This window comes from Gluconobacter sp. P1C6_b (assembly GCF_018811945.1).
In the GTDB taxonomy this organism is placed as follows: Bacteria; Pseudomonadota; Alphaproteobacteria; order Acetobacterales; family Acetobacteraceae; genus Gluconobacter.
In genome coordinates this window covers 1-14,981 of sequence record NZ_JACRVU010000011.1, presented here as the reverse complement: position 1 = coordinate 14,981, position 14,981 = coordinate 1, and the positions used below count along the sequence as shown (strand labels likewise).

10 protein-coding genes are annotated in these 14,981 nt (G+C 58.5%); 5 read left to right on the top strand and 5 right to left on the bottom strand.

What is annotated here, in order from left to right; genetic code table 11:
- Positions 1-9: 9 nt before the first annotated feature.
- Both KP701_RS09195 and KP701_RS09190 read right to left on the bottom strand, forming a co-directional pair.
- A complete protein-coding gene (locus tag KP701_RS09195; protein ID WP_215746927.1) occupies positions 10-2,529 on the bottom strand; it encodes a TonB-dependent receptor in 2,520 nt (839 codons plus the stop codon).
- Between the two features lie 274 nt (positions 2,530-2,803).
- Positions 2,804-4,246 carry a sulfatase gene (locus tag KP701_RS09190; protein ID WP_215746926.1) on the bottom strand — a complete coding sequence of 481 codons (1,443 nt, stop codon included), beginning with the start codon at positions 4,244-4,246 and terminating at the stop codon, positions 2,804-2,806.
- Between the two features lie 176 nt (positions 4,247-4,422).
- On the opposite strand from KP701_RS09190, the gene KP701_RS09185 reads away from it, so the two are divergent.
- Complete coding sequence (locus tag KP701_RS09185; protein ID WP_215746925.1) at positions 4,423-5,787, top strand: aryl-sulfate sulfotransferase; 1,365 nt, start codon at positions 4,423-4,425, stop codon at positions 5,785-5,787.
- A gap of 48 nt (positions 5,788-5,835) precedes the next feature.
- On the opposite strand, the gene KP701_RS09180 is transcribed toward KP701_RS09185, so the two are convergent.
- From KP701_RS09180 to KP701_RS09170, 3 genes are all read right to left on the bottom strand, one after another.
- Positions 5,836-7,233, bottom strand: a complete 1,398-nt coding sequence (locus KP701_RS09180; RefSeq protein ID WP_215746924.1) for a sulfatase — start codon at positions 7,231-7,233, stop codon at positions 5,836-5,838.
- Between the two features lie 87 nt (positions 7,234-7,320).
- Entirely contained in the window at positions 7,321-9,339 is a 2,019-nt protein-coding gene (locus tag KP701_RS09175) for a sulfatase (RefSeq protein ID WP_215746923.1), read from the bottom strand.
- A 2-nt stretch (positions 9,340-9,341) separates the two neighbouring features.
- Positions 9,342-10,346 (bottom strand): formylglycine-generating enzyme family protein, encoded by a 1,005-nt coding sequence (locus KP701_RS09170; protein ID WP_215746922.1) that lies wholly within the window; start codon positions 10,344-10,346, stop codon positions 9,342-9,344.
- A 273-nt stretch (positions 10,347-10,619) separates the two neighbouring features.
- Between KP701_RS09170 and KP701_RS09165 the strand changes: the two genes are divergently transcribed.
- The 4 genes from KP701_RS09165 to KP701_RS09150 are packed head-to-tail and all read left to right on the top strand — an operon-like array spanning position 10,620 to position 14,372.
- Positions 10,620-11,651: a sulfate ABC transporter substrate-binding protein gene (locus KP701_RS09165; RefSeq protein ID WP_215746921.1), complete on the top strand. Its 1,032-nt coding sequence runs from the start codon at positions 10,620-10,622 to the stop codon at positions 11,649-11,651.
- Between the two features lie 2 nt (positions 11,652-11,653).
- Entirely contained in the window at positions 11,654-12,523 is an 870-nt protein-coding gene (gene cysT / locus KP701_RS09160; RefSeq protein ID WP_215746920.1) for a sulfate ABC transporter permease subunit CysT, read from the top strand.
- Entirely contained in the window at positions 12,520-13,335 is an 816-nt protein-coding gene (locus KP701_RS09155) for a sulfate ABC transporter permease (protein ID WP_215746919.1), read from the top strand. Before cysT ends, KP701_RS09155 begins: the two co-directional genes overlap by 4 nt.
- Complete coding sequence (locus KP701_RS09150) at positions 13,332-14,372, top strand: sulfate/molybdate ABC transporter ATP-binding protein (protein ID WP_215746918.1); 1,041 nt, start codon at positions 13,332-13,334, stop codon at positions 14,370-14,372. The genes KP701_RS09155 and KP701_RS09150 overlap by 4 nt, the downstream gene beginning before the upstream one ends.
- Positions 14,373-14,981: the final 609 nt, after the last annotated feature.

Genomic DNA, 14,981 nt, shown 5'->3' with positions numbered 1-14,981 from the left:
CCTGCGGGTTCAGTAATTGACGCGGGCAATAAAACCGAAATTGCGCGGCTGACTGACATACGCATACCAGCTTCCATTGCCGGAGGCCGCACTCCCCTGAGAGATCTGCGTTACGCGCCGCTCGTCCGTCGCATTATTGATAAAGCCGGCAAGCTCCCAGCGCCCCTGATGGTCACGCAGCCCGAAATTCAGGTTCAGCGTTCCGTAAGCCGGCACCCAGCCATAAGCAGAGTTGTTGCTGGAGGTGTTCATGCGCGTATTGTAATTATAGCTGCCGCCAGCATAGGCATCGAGGCGACGGGAAAAGACTTTTCCGATCCCGTGCGAATACTGCACCGCAGCGGAAAGCGCCCATCTCGGAACAAACGGAATCTGTGTGTGCGCCAGACTGTAAGCCCCCGTCCATGCCACTTCCGGCGGGGCGCTTGTGGAATACTGCAGGAACTGTGCGTCGTTATAAGAGGCCGAAAGGGACGTCACGAGATTGACGATCGGGCTGTAGTGGATATCCATTTCCGCACCACGGACGCGGACTTTCGGAGCACTGCTCAGATAGGACACCAGCGCGCCCTGATATTCGCGAACGGCCGTTACCTGATAATTGTGGTCGTTGGTCTGATACAGCGCACCACTGACCAGAAGGCGATTTTGCAGGAACTGCGCTTTCGCCCCGACTTCGAACGCATCGTCCGTCTCTTTCCCGACATTCGGAGACACCGCCCCCTGAGAGAGCTGATTTGCCGAAAATGATACCAGGTTAAGACCACCGGATTTTCCGCCGCGCCCATAACGGCCATAGATCATGGCGTTATCCGTCAGGTGGTATTTCGCAACAAACTGTCCGGTTACGAAACCGTTATCGAGATGCGCGCCATATCCCGTATTGGTCCCGTACAGAGCCCAGATTTTCTGCGCCGTCGCTAGAGGCGTAAGAGCCGAATTATAGCTGTCGGGTGTGACCTGCCACTGGGAATAGCTACCCGTTTTTGCGTCGTAATTATATCTGACGCCGGTCACGAAATCCAGTTTCCGGGTAACGTGCCAGGTTCCGTCCGCGTACAGGCCATAATAATTGGTCGTCGGCTGTCCATAACTGCGGACGTCATAATTATTCAGAACATTGGAAGCCTGCGCGGTCGAAACACCGGCAACAGGTGAACTCCCCGTACCATAACCATACCATGCCCCGGCATCAGGCCCATATCGGGTATCACCGTAAACGCGGTTTTCCTGCCACATGTAGAAGGCTCCGACCCGATAATCGAGCAGATGCCCCCAGGAACTCGAAAAGCGCAGCTCCTGCGTGAACTGATTCTGATCGACCTTGGCGTTGGAGTTCATGATGGCGTCGGCCGGCCCCAGATCCCCGTCATTATGCGGCGCCCAGTTCCACCAGCGAAAAGCCGTGATGGACGACAGTGTGAAATTGGCATGATGCCAGTCCACATGTCCCGAAAGTCCCATATCTTCCTGTTCGGCATCCGAAAGGGAGCTTCGGTTGATGGTATAGGGCGCATTGGACGGCGCCGTCGGGGCGTAGCCGGTCCAGCCCAGACGCTGGGCAAGCGTCCCTGCCACGGCACTTCCATCCGTTTTGGTTGCAACAACCTTGTACAGGCCCCCGGAGCAGCAGTTTTCGCGCAGATGGGCATAATCTCCCGTCAGCCGGATGCTCAGTTCGTCCGTGGGGTGATACAGGACCTGAGCCCGGAAAGAGCGGCTTGTCTGTCCGTTGACGTCCCCCCCGCCCGCAAGATTCTTGACCCAGCCGCTGTTTCCATAACCCAGCGCACTCAGGCGGATGGCAAGCTTGTCCTTGATCAGCGGTGTCGTAAGCCCAAGGCTCCAGCGGTTATAGTCATAATTCCCTACCCCGGCTTCGCCATAGATATGCCGCGTATGCAGGTCCGGAGCCGCAGTGGTGAGCTGAATGGCGCCTGCCGTCGCCGTCATGCCGCCTTCCGTCCCGGCCGGACCACGCAGGACGGTTATCCCGTTCAGATCCACCAGATCGCTGAGTGCCGTGGCCGGGCGCGAACGATACACCCCGTCAACATACACCGACACACCGCCTTCGATGCCATCCGTTGGAGCGGTCCCCGCGGCTCCAAGACCACGGATATTGATAGTCGTATTACGCGGATTGGAGATGTTGAGCTGGACAGTGGGAAGCAGGCGGGCTGCCTGCGGCAGCGCCGTAATATGCTCCGCCTTCAGTTCCTGTGCACTGATCCGCGTCGCCGCCTGCGGAACATTCTGAAGATCGTGCGTCTCTTTGTCGATCGTCTGGGCCGCACGCTGGGCCTGCGATGCGACCACATGGATTTCTTCGGGATGTGCAGCCAGCACTTTCGCAGATTTTCCGCCCGGCGAAACAGCCGGAACCGGCCTGGCAGGGTGATGGCCGTGCGCGACATGGGTGGCGCCATTGCGTTCATCCGGACCGGGACCTTTCGCCTGTGCGCTTTCCCAGGCTGTTGCATCGACGGTGGCCACGATGGCGGTGAGCAGAACATATCTTTTCTTCATGGCCAGAGTGCTCCCGGAGCCGCTTTAACACTATATGTTATGGTTCTTATATTTAAAAACGATACATATTAGTCGTAGGGTCGTCCATACAGCCGTTATGGATTCGGGAAATGTTTTTATATAGCTTTTTTATATAGTTCATTTATGCCGTAACGTCTGAACGGCAGGCTGATCCTGCAAGGCCGCGCGCCTACTCAGCGTCAGTAACCTGATCGATCCGCAGCAGAATGCCCTGCTTGCCGGCAAGCAGGGCAGTGTCAGACCTCTTCTTCCCCTAATCTGCCGGGGAGACGCCGTAGTGATCCGCAAAATGCGGACCATCCGCCCCCCAGCTATAACTCCCTTGCGGGAAAGGCAGCATGGTGGCGTTCCACTCCGCCCATTCCTTCTTCAGACGCGCAAACAGTTCCGGTTTGCGATCCTTCAGATTGGCCCTTTCACGGGGATCATTGACAACATCAAAGAGGAATTCGTTGTCTGCGATTTTCAGATATTTGTAGTTGCCATCGAGATGCGCATGCTGGTCATGAATCTTGTAACGCCAGAACAGCGACCGCGCCTGCCGCTTTGACGGATCGAGGAGGAAGGGCAGAAGGCTCGTTCCATCGGAGGGGAACGTAGCGTCCGGCGCAGCCCCGGCTGCAGCAAGAAAACTGGGGAGCCAGTCCATCGTGACAATGGTCTGATCGCTTTCAGACCCAGGCTTGACCCGGGCAGGCCATCTGAGGACCGCCGGCACTCTCAGACCGCCTTCCAACAGCTCCCCCTTCATACCCGTAAACGGCCAGATATCGGAGAATCGCTCGCCTCCGTTATCGCTGGTGAACACGACGATCGTATTTTCCGTCAGGTGATGACTGTCGAGCGCGGCCAGCACACGTCCGATCTGATCATCCATGGCCCTGACCATGCGGCCGTAAGTCTCCTGCGTTCCACCATCGTAATCGAAGATCCTGCCTTTCAGCCGCTTTGACTCGCCCTCGTCCTCCGGCCCCTCCCAGGGCCAGTGCGGAGCATTGAAATGCAGGCTGAGGAAAAATGGCGATGTCCCTCCGGCAAAAGTCTCCACCAGACGAACGGCCTCATCCCCCAGAAGCCCTGTGAGATAACCATGATCATGGATCAGATGATCATCGCGGTAGAACTGATCTTCACCGGGCTTTGCCTGATGGGTGAAATAATCGGCAGCCCCGCCCGAAATACCGTAAAAATGGTCATACCCGCTTTTCAGAGGCCCGAATTGCGGAGGGCTGCCAAGATGCCATTTCCCTACCAGAGCCGTCTTGTACCCTGCCCTGTGAAGCTGTTCCGGCAAGGTCGGCAGTCCCGGAGGAAGACCGACTTTCCCGCTGGATGAGGCGATGGGTTCTTCAAGACCACAGGCAATGCGATCCTGATAACGCCCGGTAATCAGCGCAGTCCGTGTCGCGGAGCAGACGGCAGAATTCGCATAGGCACGTGTCAGTTTGATCCCCTCATGGGCAATGCGATCAATGGACGGCGTTGTGAAGCCCGGCGTCCCGAAACAACTGACATCTGCATATCCGAGATCATCCGCCAGAATGAAAATGATGTTGGGCGGCGTGGCTCCGTTACCGGAACGAGTCGGAGAACGGGGCTGGCCCATCGCCTGCGAGTCCAGCCCTGTAAGTCCTCCAAGGCCAATCCCGGCAACAGTCGTGAGAAAGGCACGACGCCTCTGAACAAATCGGCTCATCTGCAAGGCTTTCGATGGAAGTTAATAACTATATTGTTAAGTTATATATTTTATAGACTGAAAAATATGATGTAAATTAATAAAAACCATATAGGTTGGTTGAAATGACCCGTGGAAGCGGCTTCAGTCCCCAGGGCACCGACAGGCCCTGAAACCCAGAAGACAAGGTAAGTGATATGGCTTCGCTTCGACTCAGGCTCTCCACCGCCACGGCGGGAGCGCTGGCGATATGCACTGTGGCAGCGTTCCACCCGACACCGGCAAACGCCGTTCCGAGCGTAGTGCCAACCGGCGTGACCCGCTACGCTCCAGAAAAGGCCTACAACAGCTTTATTCTGTTCTCGGGCAGCGACAATCATACCCATCTCATCGACATGAATGGCCACGAAGTCCGGCAATGGGCACAGTCGGGCTTTCCCGCCAGATATGTCGATCCTGCACTGGTTCAGGGCCAGAAAGGCGTGATCGGTCTTCAGCTCTCCGAAATCCGGGGAGACGGAACACACAAGATCCCCGGGGCCACGGCCGGTTTCCGCAACAGAACTTTCGGCTATGTGGACTGGTCAGACAAAACGCTCTGGGAATGGGGGCTGCAATCGCCTGAAGGCAATGCCCGCCAGCACCATGACTGGGCCCGTCTGCCCGATGGCGGCACACTCCTGCTGGCCAACCAGAACCGCTCCGTACCCGGTGGGGCAAAACCGGTGCTTGATGACGTGATTTACGATATCGGTCCGACCGGAAAAATTCGCTGGACCTGGAAAGCTGGCGATCACCTCCAGGAGTTCGGATTTACCGACAGCCAGCTCCAGCTTGTTCTCCATGCCGAAAATCCCGATTACTTGCATATCAACAACATGCAGCTTGTGGGCGACAACCACTGGTACCGGGCAGGCGACAAGCGTTTCGATCCCGACAACATCATGATCGACTCACGGGAGGCGAACTTCATCGCAATTCTGGATCGCCACTCTGGCAAGGTCGTCTGGCGTCTGGGGCCCAACCTTCCCCAGCGCCGCCGGACGGAACCTGCGGTTCCCTTCGCCGTAGACCAGTTCGTCGGCCAGCATGACGCGCATCTCATCCCTCAAGGGCTGCCCGGTGCAGGCAATCTGATCGTTTTCGACAACCAGGGCGAAGCAGGCTATCCGGCACGTCCTCTTCAGGTCACCAGTGGCTCCCGGATCCTGGAAATCAATCCCGTAACAGCTCAGGTCGTTTGGCAATATACAGGCGAGAACTCGGGAGGGCCGCCATGGTCCTTTTACAGCAGCTTCATCAGCTCCGCAGACCGGCTGCCCAATGGCAACACCCTCATCGACGAAGGCATGAACGGCCGCTTTTTCCAGGTCACCCCCAAGGGCGAGATCGTGTGGGAATATGTCTCTCCCTATTCCGGCGAAACACCCGGTACTTCCCCTGACAGACCGACCCGCTCCAACTGGGTCTATCGTATCCAGCCAGTTCCTTATGACTGGACTCCCTCAGGCGTACCCCATACCGAGACGGCCGTTGCCCCCGCCTTTGCCCAGAAGAAATAAAAAGGCACAAAGCTCCGGCTTCTCAGGCATGAGAGGCCGGAGCCTCCCTCAGGCCGGCACGGTCGGCTCCGAAGGCGACTGACCATCAACCGGATTCACGACAGCCCCTGCCGGAGCCGCCACACGCCCCTTGAGAAGCGGGTCCTGCGTTTTCTGCATCCAGCGTCTCAACCGCTTTCGCATCTCCTTGAGGGCGTCATGAAAACGGGGATCAGCATAAAGATTGCAATGCTCCGTAGGATCGAACGTCAGATCATACAGTTCTTCCTCGGGCAGAACCTGATCCTGCCACCCGGCCCTGACCCAGACGGATTTGCTCGGACTGTCATCACAGTTGGGCAGGACAGGCTGCCGACGGTTCCCAAACCTGCGGATATATTTCCACCGGCGGGTTCGCACCGCACGCATCGGCTCATAGGCCGCATGATACGTCATCTCGGAAAACACGGCATCCCGGATTTCCTCCTGCCCGCCCCGCAATACGGACAGAAATGACGTACCCGTCAGCCAGGACGGGCGCGGAATGCCCAGATAATCATAAACGGTCGGAAAGATATCAATCTGGGAAACCATCACGTCCGACTGATGCCCCACAGCCAGACCCGGGCCCCGCATGACAAGCGCCGTTCCGATCCCGTCATCCGTCAGGGTGCATTTCATGCGGGGGAAGGCGACACCGTGATCCGTTACGAAAATGACCAGTGTGTTCCCGGCGTAACCATTTCGGGACAACGCCCGCAGAACACACCCCACACCTGCATCCAGTTGTCGTGCGCTGGCCCCGAAAGCCGCAAAATCGCGTCGGGTTTCGGGCGTGTCAGGCAGCGGCCGGGGAATATCCCGCACACGCTCCAGATCGGCCGCTGTCGGATCAGGATAGTCTCGATGCGTTTCGAAAAATCCGACATCCAGGAAGAAGGGCTGTTTTGGCCGGCTGTCCAGAAACCGCTCGGCAATAGGCGCAACAATCGCCGCCTCGGCCCGCCACTTTCCGTTTTCGTCGCGGTATCCGAGATTTCTGTCATATCCCAGCGCCTCCGGATCTGCGGCGACGTGCTGCATCCCGGTCAGGACGGCCTGATATCCGAATTTCTGCAGATCCCGGAAAAGAAGCTGCCGCGGATCGTGCAGGCTGAACCCCCGATGCGCCAGCCCGAGCATTCCCGAGCGATGCGGAGACTGACCGGTCAGCAGGGCCGCACGACTGGGAGAACAGACCGGTGCCGCACTGAAAGCCTGCCGGAACAGCACACCATCGCGGGCAAGAGAGGCTATTTCCGGCGTGGAGACAGCGCTGTCATAAGGCTCGAGTGACCGCCCGCTGTCATGGGAATGAATATAGAGAATATTCGTCCACCGGCGCGCCGGGAGAGCATGCCCGTATCCTGTCGCAGCGAAGGCTCCTCCACCCGCGGCAAGAAGGTTGCGACGTCTGACCTGTACCATTCCGATCCTCCGGATATTCGGCCCGGAGCGGGACCGCACGCCCTGTGGGCGCAGAAGAAAGCTGAAATCCGATGCCCGGAGCAGCCCCTAGATCTGCGGATCGCCGATCCTGCCCCCCATGGCAGCCACCAGCATCTTTCCGGCCGGACTCTGCATGCTGCCTGCATCAAAATTCGAAGGCTGTTTCGCGCGCGGCGTATAGGTTCCACTGAGTTTTTCGCTGAGATAACGCGCAGCAGCCCGCACTGCGAAAACACCCAGCACACCCTGTATGTCGGGCGGCGAAACACGGGCCGTCAGAGCCGTCTGAACGGCTGATCTCACATCGGGAGAGCGCGCATTCTTTCCATAGGTCGCTGCCAGAACGGCTGCCAGGGAGCCCTCCGGCTGCCCCGGCTTCGCAATCGTGGCGGCCATCCATCCAAGCGCCTGAGCCGCATGAGGGCCATTCAGCAGGATTTCGCCCTGCACCGCTTTGATCACGGGAGACGTTTCCTTCCCGAATGCCATCGCCACGTCATGGGTCGTCCGGGCATCCAGCGGCGTCTGCACAGCCAGAATCCCAGTCGCGGCCCAGTACCGCAGGACCTCGTTTTTATCCTGAAGATATGTTCTGAACGCCGGAAGATTCTCTGCCCTGCGCTGGATCACCTTCGCCCCGAGGGCCATCAGCGCAGGCAGTGGATAGGCGCCGGGCTGACGACTCTCCTGATATCCCTGCTGCGGCAGTCCTTCGGCAATGAAGGCATTGTCGTGGATCGCAATCATCTGCGCATCCAGAACGCCACGCAGATCCCGCAATACCCCCTGATGCGCAGGATCGTCCACGAGATTGCTGATCTGGTGCGGATCAGCCTCGATGTCATAAAGCTCCTCGCCCGGCTTGGCCTGCCAGAACGCGGCCTGAGTGGCATTCAGACGCCCTGCCAGCCATTCCTCTTCCCAGGACTGGTAGCCACGCCCTTTCCATTCATACGCATTATGCTGCCCGTAAATGCGATGGGGCATGTAATTGCGGATATAGCGGTAGCGCCTGTTCCGGACCGTTCGCATCAGATCCAGCCGCTCATCCATCCGATTGCGACCGCTGAACACATGATCGCGCGCCGCCCCAATACGTCGCCCCAGAAACGGCTGCCCCTGCATGTGTGGCGGAATGGCTACCCCGGCCAGCGACAGCGTCGTTGGAGCCATGTCCACCAGACTGACAAGATCAGGGCTGGGACGCCCAGCCTCCCGATGGGCAAGATGTCGGTATTTCTCCGGAAACCGCACGATCAGGGGAACATGCAGTCCCCCTTCATAGCAATACCGCTTTGTTCGGGGCTGTACGCCGCCATGATCGGCGAAGAACATGACAATCGTGTCCTTCACCAGATCATCCTGATGAAGTTCATCCAGAATATGGGCAACAGCCCTGTCCTGCCGGTTCACCATATCAATGTTCCGCGCAATCGAAGCCCGGATGTCCGGCGTATCCGGCAGATAAGGCGGGATACTGACCCGCGCAGGATCAGTCATGGTCGCCCCCGTCTCGAACAGATGGGATTCATGCGTGATCAGATAGTTGTAAACCGCAAAAAAGGGCTTCCCCTCTGGACGGTTGCGCCAGTGCGCCGTGAGTGAACACTCATCCCAGATGGCTTTGGGATCCAGATCACAGTTGTAATCGGTAAAGACGTTATTGGTGCAGTAATACCCCGCTTCCCGCATCTGTTCGGGCACATTCTGAAACTGGCCTGCAACCCGCGCCACAGCACGCATGTTTTCCGCAGGGCCACAACTCTGCGGATACAGACCCGTCACCAGCGAAAAACGCGACGGGGAGCAGACCGGTGCGGCAGCGTAAGCATGCTCAAAGCGGATGCCCTCCCGTGCCAGGGCATCAATCGTCGGCGTTGCGGCAAGCGGATTTCCGTAACAGCCCAGAAGGGGCGCATGAATATCGTGACATACGATCCAGATGATATTCGGCTTCCGGTCGGTCGAAGGAACAGCCGGTGCGGGACGAGCTTTGGCCCCTCCTCCTGCCGAAAACGCCGCACTGGCTCCAGCCGTCGCTGCGAGAACACGACGCCGGCTGACCATTTTCACGGGGCGGTCCATTCTCATAATTCCGCCACAGCGGAGGAGGCACATCTGAAACCGATATGGCCCAGCGAACTGTCAGGCGTCGTATGGGTCCGGGCCGAATTGCGATACCGGTTGCAGTAGGAATGATGGCACATATGCGAGCCGCCCCGGATCACCCGGCCCGTTCCCTCAGGAGGGCCGGCGGGATTATGCCGCGTCAGGGCATTCTCATCCTGATGCCAGTCCGGACTCCAGAAATCAGCGCACCATTCCCACGTATTCCCGACCATATTGTACAGGCCATACCCATTGGGCGGAAATGCCGTAACGGGCGCTGTGGTCACATACCCGTCTTCCCTGGTATTCTCTTCGGGGAACCTTCCCTGCCAGATGTTGCACTGATGCTCACCATCAGGAAGAAGCTCGTTACCCCAGGGATAGCGGAAGTTCTCCATCCGCCCCCGCGCCGCTATTTCCCATTCCGCTTCCGTCGGCAGGCGCTTGCCGACCCAGTTCGCGTACGCAACCGCATCATGCCACGAGACATGCACGACCGGATGATCCTGCCGGGACGAAATATGGGATCCCGGCCCCTCCGGATGCCGCCACTGCGCGCCCCGAACGGGCAGCCACCACGGCGTCTGCGGGACCGATCCCCGAAGACGCCGTTTCTTTCCCGTCGCCGTGGCCACGCCTTCAAACACGAAGGACCAGCCTTCGCTTTCAGCCTCCGTGACATAGCCCGTAGCCGCAACAAAGGCCGCAAACTGCCGGTTGGTCACGGCATATCTGTCGATCCAGAAGGCATCCATGTCAACGGACCGGACCGGACCTTCCCCGTCCGCAACGTGAACCTCGGAATCATCAGCGCCAATCCGGTAAGCTCCAGGCCCGATCAGCACCATGTCCACATAACTGACAGCACGGGACGGAATATTGTCCTGAAGGGCAGAAGTGCAGACCGCGCGGGGGGCTGATCGTACTGTCTCAGGAACGCAGCACGCTTTTTTTCCAGAGGCGGGAGCGGAACCAAGGGCCATTTGACTGTTCCTGATCGTTTTATGATTTAAAAACCCTATATCATAGTTATTAGAATCACAAATCCTGATAGAGCCTCATCTCACAATGCCAAAAGCCATAAATTTTCTTCAGAAAACCGGGATTTTCTGGTCCATCCACAAGAATCCCGCACAGGCCCGCTTGACGAAATGATTCGGACGTACAATCAGTTTCCATCGTTGTTTATAAAAACAACTATATTATTTGGTTGTAAATGTCATCTGTCATTCCCCTGCTCCCAGAGGTTCGTGGTCATGAAAAACGTGTCGTCCCGCCGTTACGTCCTCAAAGGTACACTGGCTTTGGGCGCAGCCTTCCTCGCAGGGATAGCGGGCCTTTCTTCCGCGCATGCCGCAGACTACAGGCTGCTGAACGTGTCCTATGACCCCACCCGCGAACTTTACAGTGATATCAACCGCGCCTTCCCGGCTGTCTGGTCGAAAACCCACAGCGGAGACAGTGTCGTTGTCACATCCTCCCATGGAGGCTCCGGCGCGCAGGCACGCTCGGTTCTCGAAGGCGCGCCTGCCGATATCGTCACGCTGGGTCTCGCATACGATATAGACATTCTTGCCCAGAACGGCCTTCTGGCTTCTGACTGGCAGAAGCGCCTGCCCCATAATTCAACGCCCTATACCAGCACGATCGTGTTTCTGGTGCGGAAGGGTAATCCTAAAAACATTCACGACTGGCCGGATCTCATTCGCGACGGCATTCAGGTTATCACCCCCAACCCCAAGACATCCGGCGGCGCACGCTGGAATTATCTGGCGGCATGGGGCTGGGCGCTCCACCAGCCAGGCGGCACGGAACAGTCCGCAACGACCTATCTCAAGGCCCTTTTCGCCCATGTTCCCGCCCTCGATACAGGCGCCCGTGGGGCAACGAACAGTTTTGTTCAGCGTGGACTGGGTGATGTCCTGATCGCATGGGAAGATGAAGCCCTTCTGGCGGCGCGCGATCTGGGTCCTGACAAATTCGACATCATCGTACCCCCACTTACCATTCTCGCTGAACCTCCCGTCGCAACGGTAGACCGGAATGTTCAGGAACACGGGACGGAAGCCCTCTCCCGGGCCTATCTGGAGTTCCTGTTCTCTCCCGAAGGCCAGCGGATTGGAGCCAGACATTATTTCCGCCCTGTGGATCCCGCCATCCAGGCCGAGACAGCCTCGGTTTTCCCGAAAACCACGACATTTGACGTGGCCAGTCTGGGAGGCTGGAGCCGTCTTCAGAAAACGCATTTTTCGGATGGTGGCATTTTTGATCAGATTTACAGCCACTGACCATGAAAGTGCCGAGTGTAACGGCCCTGCGCAGCTCCCAAAACCGGCGCCATGCCCTGCCGGGATTTTCCCTGTCGCTTGGACTGACACTGCTCTGGACCGGGCTGCTCGTCGTCCTTCCCCTGACGGCCCTGCTGCTCCGGCCCTGGCAACACGGCATCAGCCCGATGATCCATGCGCTGTACGACGCACGCCTGTACGCCGCCCTGCGGATCAGTTTCACATGCGCCCTGCTGGCCGTACTCATTGACCTGCCCATCGGCCTGCTGCTGGCCTGGACCCTCGTCCGCTATCGCCCCCCCGGCCATCGCGTGCTGGACGCCATGATTGACCTGCCTTTCGCCATTCCCACAGCCGTTACAGGCATCGCCCTGGCCACACTTTACGGCCCCGGCGGATGGATCGGGTCCCTTTCCAATCCCTGGGGCCTGAAGCTCGCCTTTACGCCTGCTGGAATCGTGATCGCACTGACCTTCATCGGACTGCCCTTCATCGTGCGGTCCATCGAGCCCGTCCTGCGCAGCTTTCCCAAAGATGTCGAGGAAGCGGCCTTTCTGCTGGGGGCCTCAGCATGGCAGCGCTTCCATCGCATTCTCCTTCCCACACTGACGCCTCCTCTGCTGAGCGGCGCCGGCCTCGCCTTCGCCCGTGGCATCGGAGAATACGGCTCGGTAATCTTCATTGCCGGAAACCAACCCTTCCACACCGAGGTCGCTCCGTTGCTGATTGTCATGCGACTTCAGGAGTACAATTATGACGGCGCAACCTCGATCGCCCTGATCCTGCTCGTGACCGCCCTGCTCTGCCTCGTTGCCGTCAGCCGTCTGCGCCGCTCCGTATCCTCGGGGCTGGTCCGCGAGGACGGTGCATGAACGACTCCTCAAAAACGATCCCTGTCCTCCTGACCCTCCTCACCTATGGCGCAGTCGGGCTTATCATCGTCCTGCCTGTTCTCCTGATCCTTCATGAAGCGCTGCGTCAGGGCCTTCACGCAGCCTTTGAAACCCTGAAAGACCCGGAAGCCCGCTCCGCCATCCGCCTGACGGCCATCGTCACGGCACTGGTGACCGTCATCAACACGGCGGGCGGGATTGCTGCCGCCTGGACGCTGACGAAATACGATTTCCGCGGGAGCCGCCTTCTGGTCAGCCTGATAGAACTGCCCATCAGCGTTTCACCTGTCATTGCAGGCCTTGTCTGGCTTCTGCTGTTCGGACGGCAGGGCTGGTGGGGAACCTGGCTCGCCCAGCACGGCATCCATGTGGCCTTCGCCGTCCCCGGCATCGTTCTCGCAACACTCTTCGTAACCTTCCCGTATGTAACCCGCACCCTCATGCCCTATATGGAACAGCAGGGCCGTGCCGCCGAGGAGGCCGCATTCCTGCTCGGCGCAGGCTTCTGGAAAACCCTGATCCACGTCACCCTGCCTGATGCAGGCTGGGCCCTTCTTTCAGGAATTCTCCTCACAACAGCGCGCGCCATGGGTGAATTTGGTGCAGTCGCCGTCATTTCCGGCCATATCCCCGGCGTTACCGAGACAATGCCGCTCCATATCGAAACCCTCTATAACGGATACCAGTCCGTGGCCGCCTTCGCGATGGCAGCCCTTCTGGTCCTTTTCGCAATGACAACGGTCCTGATCCGCATGTTTCTCGAGCGTTCTTTCAGAAAACAGCATCTATGAGCATCACCCTCGAAGCCTTTACGCAATATGCTCCCCGCTCTTCGCGCAGGCTGCTTGACGATATTACCCTGACTGTCAAAGACCGTTCGTTCGTTGCCCTGGTCGGTCCGTCAGGTGCAGGGAAAAGCACTCTGCTCAGAGCCATCGCCGGTCTTTCCTCCCATTCCGAAGGCAGACTCCTGATCGACGGCGTGCCCATCCATGACCGCCCCGTACAGGAGCGCGGCATCGGGTTCGTCTTTCAGAACTACGCGCTGTTCCGACACATGACCGTAGCCCGCAACATCGCCTTCGGCCTCGACGTCCTGCCGCGCCCACGCCGCCCCGATCCCTCATCCATACAACGCCGCGTCACCGAACTGCTGGAGCTGATCCAGCTCCCCCATCTTGCAAAAGCCTATCCGGACCAGCTTTCCGGCGGCCAGAGACAGCGTGTTGCCCTCGCCCGCGCCCTGGCAACCTCCCCCCGGCTTCTCCTGCTGGACGAGCCTTTCGGTGCGCTCGATCCCATCGTGCGCCGCGACATCCGCCGGTGGCTCCGCGATCTGCATGACCGGATGAATCTGACAACCATTCTTGTCACGCATGACCACGAAGAAGCGGTGGATGTCGCAGACTCTCTGGTCGTCATGCAGGACGGCCGCATCATACAGGCCGCCGACGCCTCCACCCTGAACGCAGCGCCCGCAACCCCCTTCGTCATGGAATTTCTGGGCGAAACACTCAAATTCCCCGGAACCATTCAGGCAGGTCAGTTCATCCCAGACAACCGTGACATCGCTCCTTTTGCCTTTCAGGGTGAAGACGGACGCGCCACAGCCTTGATCCGCCCCCATGAAGTGACCCTCACCGGCTCATCAGGAAACGCAATCGTAGAAAAGCTTCCGGATTTTTCCAATGGTCTTTTCCGCTATCGTGTCATCACCTCTGCGGGTTCATTCGAAGCCACGACGTCAACGCCTCATCCCGCAGAGTCATTCCGGAATATTCGCATCGACATCAGTCGGGGAAAGATCTTTTACAATATCCCGAAGTGACCGGAGTAGGGTGAAGCACTGCTTTTCATAAGGATACCCTCCTGCCAGAAATCAGCCTCCCCCACGATCCGTGTGCAGAGTGCCAGCCGCAACAAGGGCACTTGCGAGAACCGTCTGACGATCCGACGGGACGTTCTGGAAAAATCGGTTCTGAATGGCTTACGGATCCAGATACCGGATCCAGCCCTCTTCAGGGAATTCTGTGACGAGTTCATTCGCGTCGCTTTGAAATCCGAACTTCCCACGATCGAGCGCGAACTGGACAAGGCTATTCTGGATGGGGTTCCGGGATCACGCCTCAAAGATCGCATCGGTCAACTTGAAACCCACACGGCGGAGATTGAGGGACGACTGGCGGAAACCCTTGCCCCGCCTCCTCTGCTCCATCCGAATAATGATCCCCCCGTAGCGCCTGTTCCCATAGTGGCATGTCGCCTGCGCGCGCGGCCTCGATCACATATTCACGCACACGTGGAATCAGCCTAAACTACGCTGGATTTTCACTCCCATTTGCATCCTGCGGGGAATTTCAGACAACAAAAAACCCGCCGTGTAAGGACGGGTTTGTCGTGTTCTATGAAGGACTTGCGCTTGGTTGCGGGGGGGGGG

Excerpts from the sequence above, each read along its gene's own strand:
- KP701_RS09195 (WP_215746927.1), bottom strand. The coding sequence starts at position 2,529 with ATGAAGAAAAGATATGTTCTGCTCACCGCCATCGTGGCCACCGTCGAT.
- KP701_RS09190 (WP_215746926.1), bottom strand. The coding sequence starts at position 4,246 with ATGAGCCGATTTGTTCAGAGGCGTCGTGCCTTTCTCACGACTGTTGCC.
- KP701_RS09185 (WP_215746925.1), top strand. The coding sequence starts at position 4,423 with ATGGCTTCGCTTCGACTCAGGCTCTCCACCGCCACGGCGGGAGCGCTG.
- KP701_RS09180 (WP_215746924.1), bottom strand. The coding sequence starts at position 7,233 with ATGGTACAGGTCAGACGTCGCAACCTTCTTGCCGCGGGTGGAGGAGCC.
- KP701_RS09175 (WP_215746923.1), bottom strand. The coding sequence starts at position 9,339 with ATGGACCGCCCCGTGAAAATGGTCAGCCGGCGTCGTGTTCTCGCAGCG.
- KP701_RS09170 (WP_215746922.1), bottom strand. The coding sequence starts at position 10,346 with ATGGCCCTTGGTTCCGCTCCCGCCTCTGGAAAAAAAGCGTGCTGCGTT.
- KP701_RS09165 (WP_215746921.1), top strand. The coding sequence starts at position 10,620 with ATGAAAAACGTGTCGTCCCGCCGTTACGTCCTCAAAGGTACACTGGCT.
- cysT (WP_215746920.1), top strand. The coding sequence starts at position 11,654 with ATGAAAGTGCCGAGTGTAACGGCCCTGCGCAGCTCCCAAAACCGGCGC.
- KP701_RS09155 (WP_215746919.1), top strand. The coding sequence starts at position 12,520 with ATGAACGACTCCTCAAAAACGATCCCTGTCCTCCTGACCCTCCTCACC.
- KP701_RS09150 (WP_215746918.1), top strand. The coding sequence starts at position 13,332 with ATGAGCATCACCCTCGAAGCCTTTACGCAATATGCTCCCCGCTCTTCG.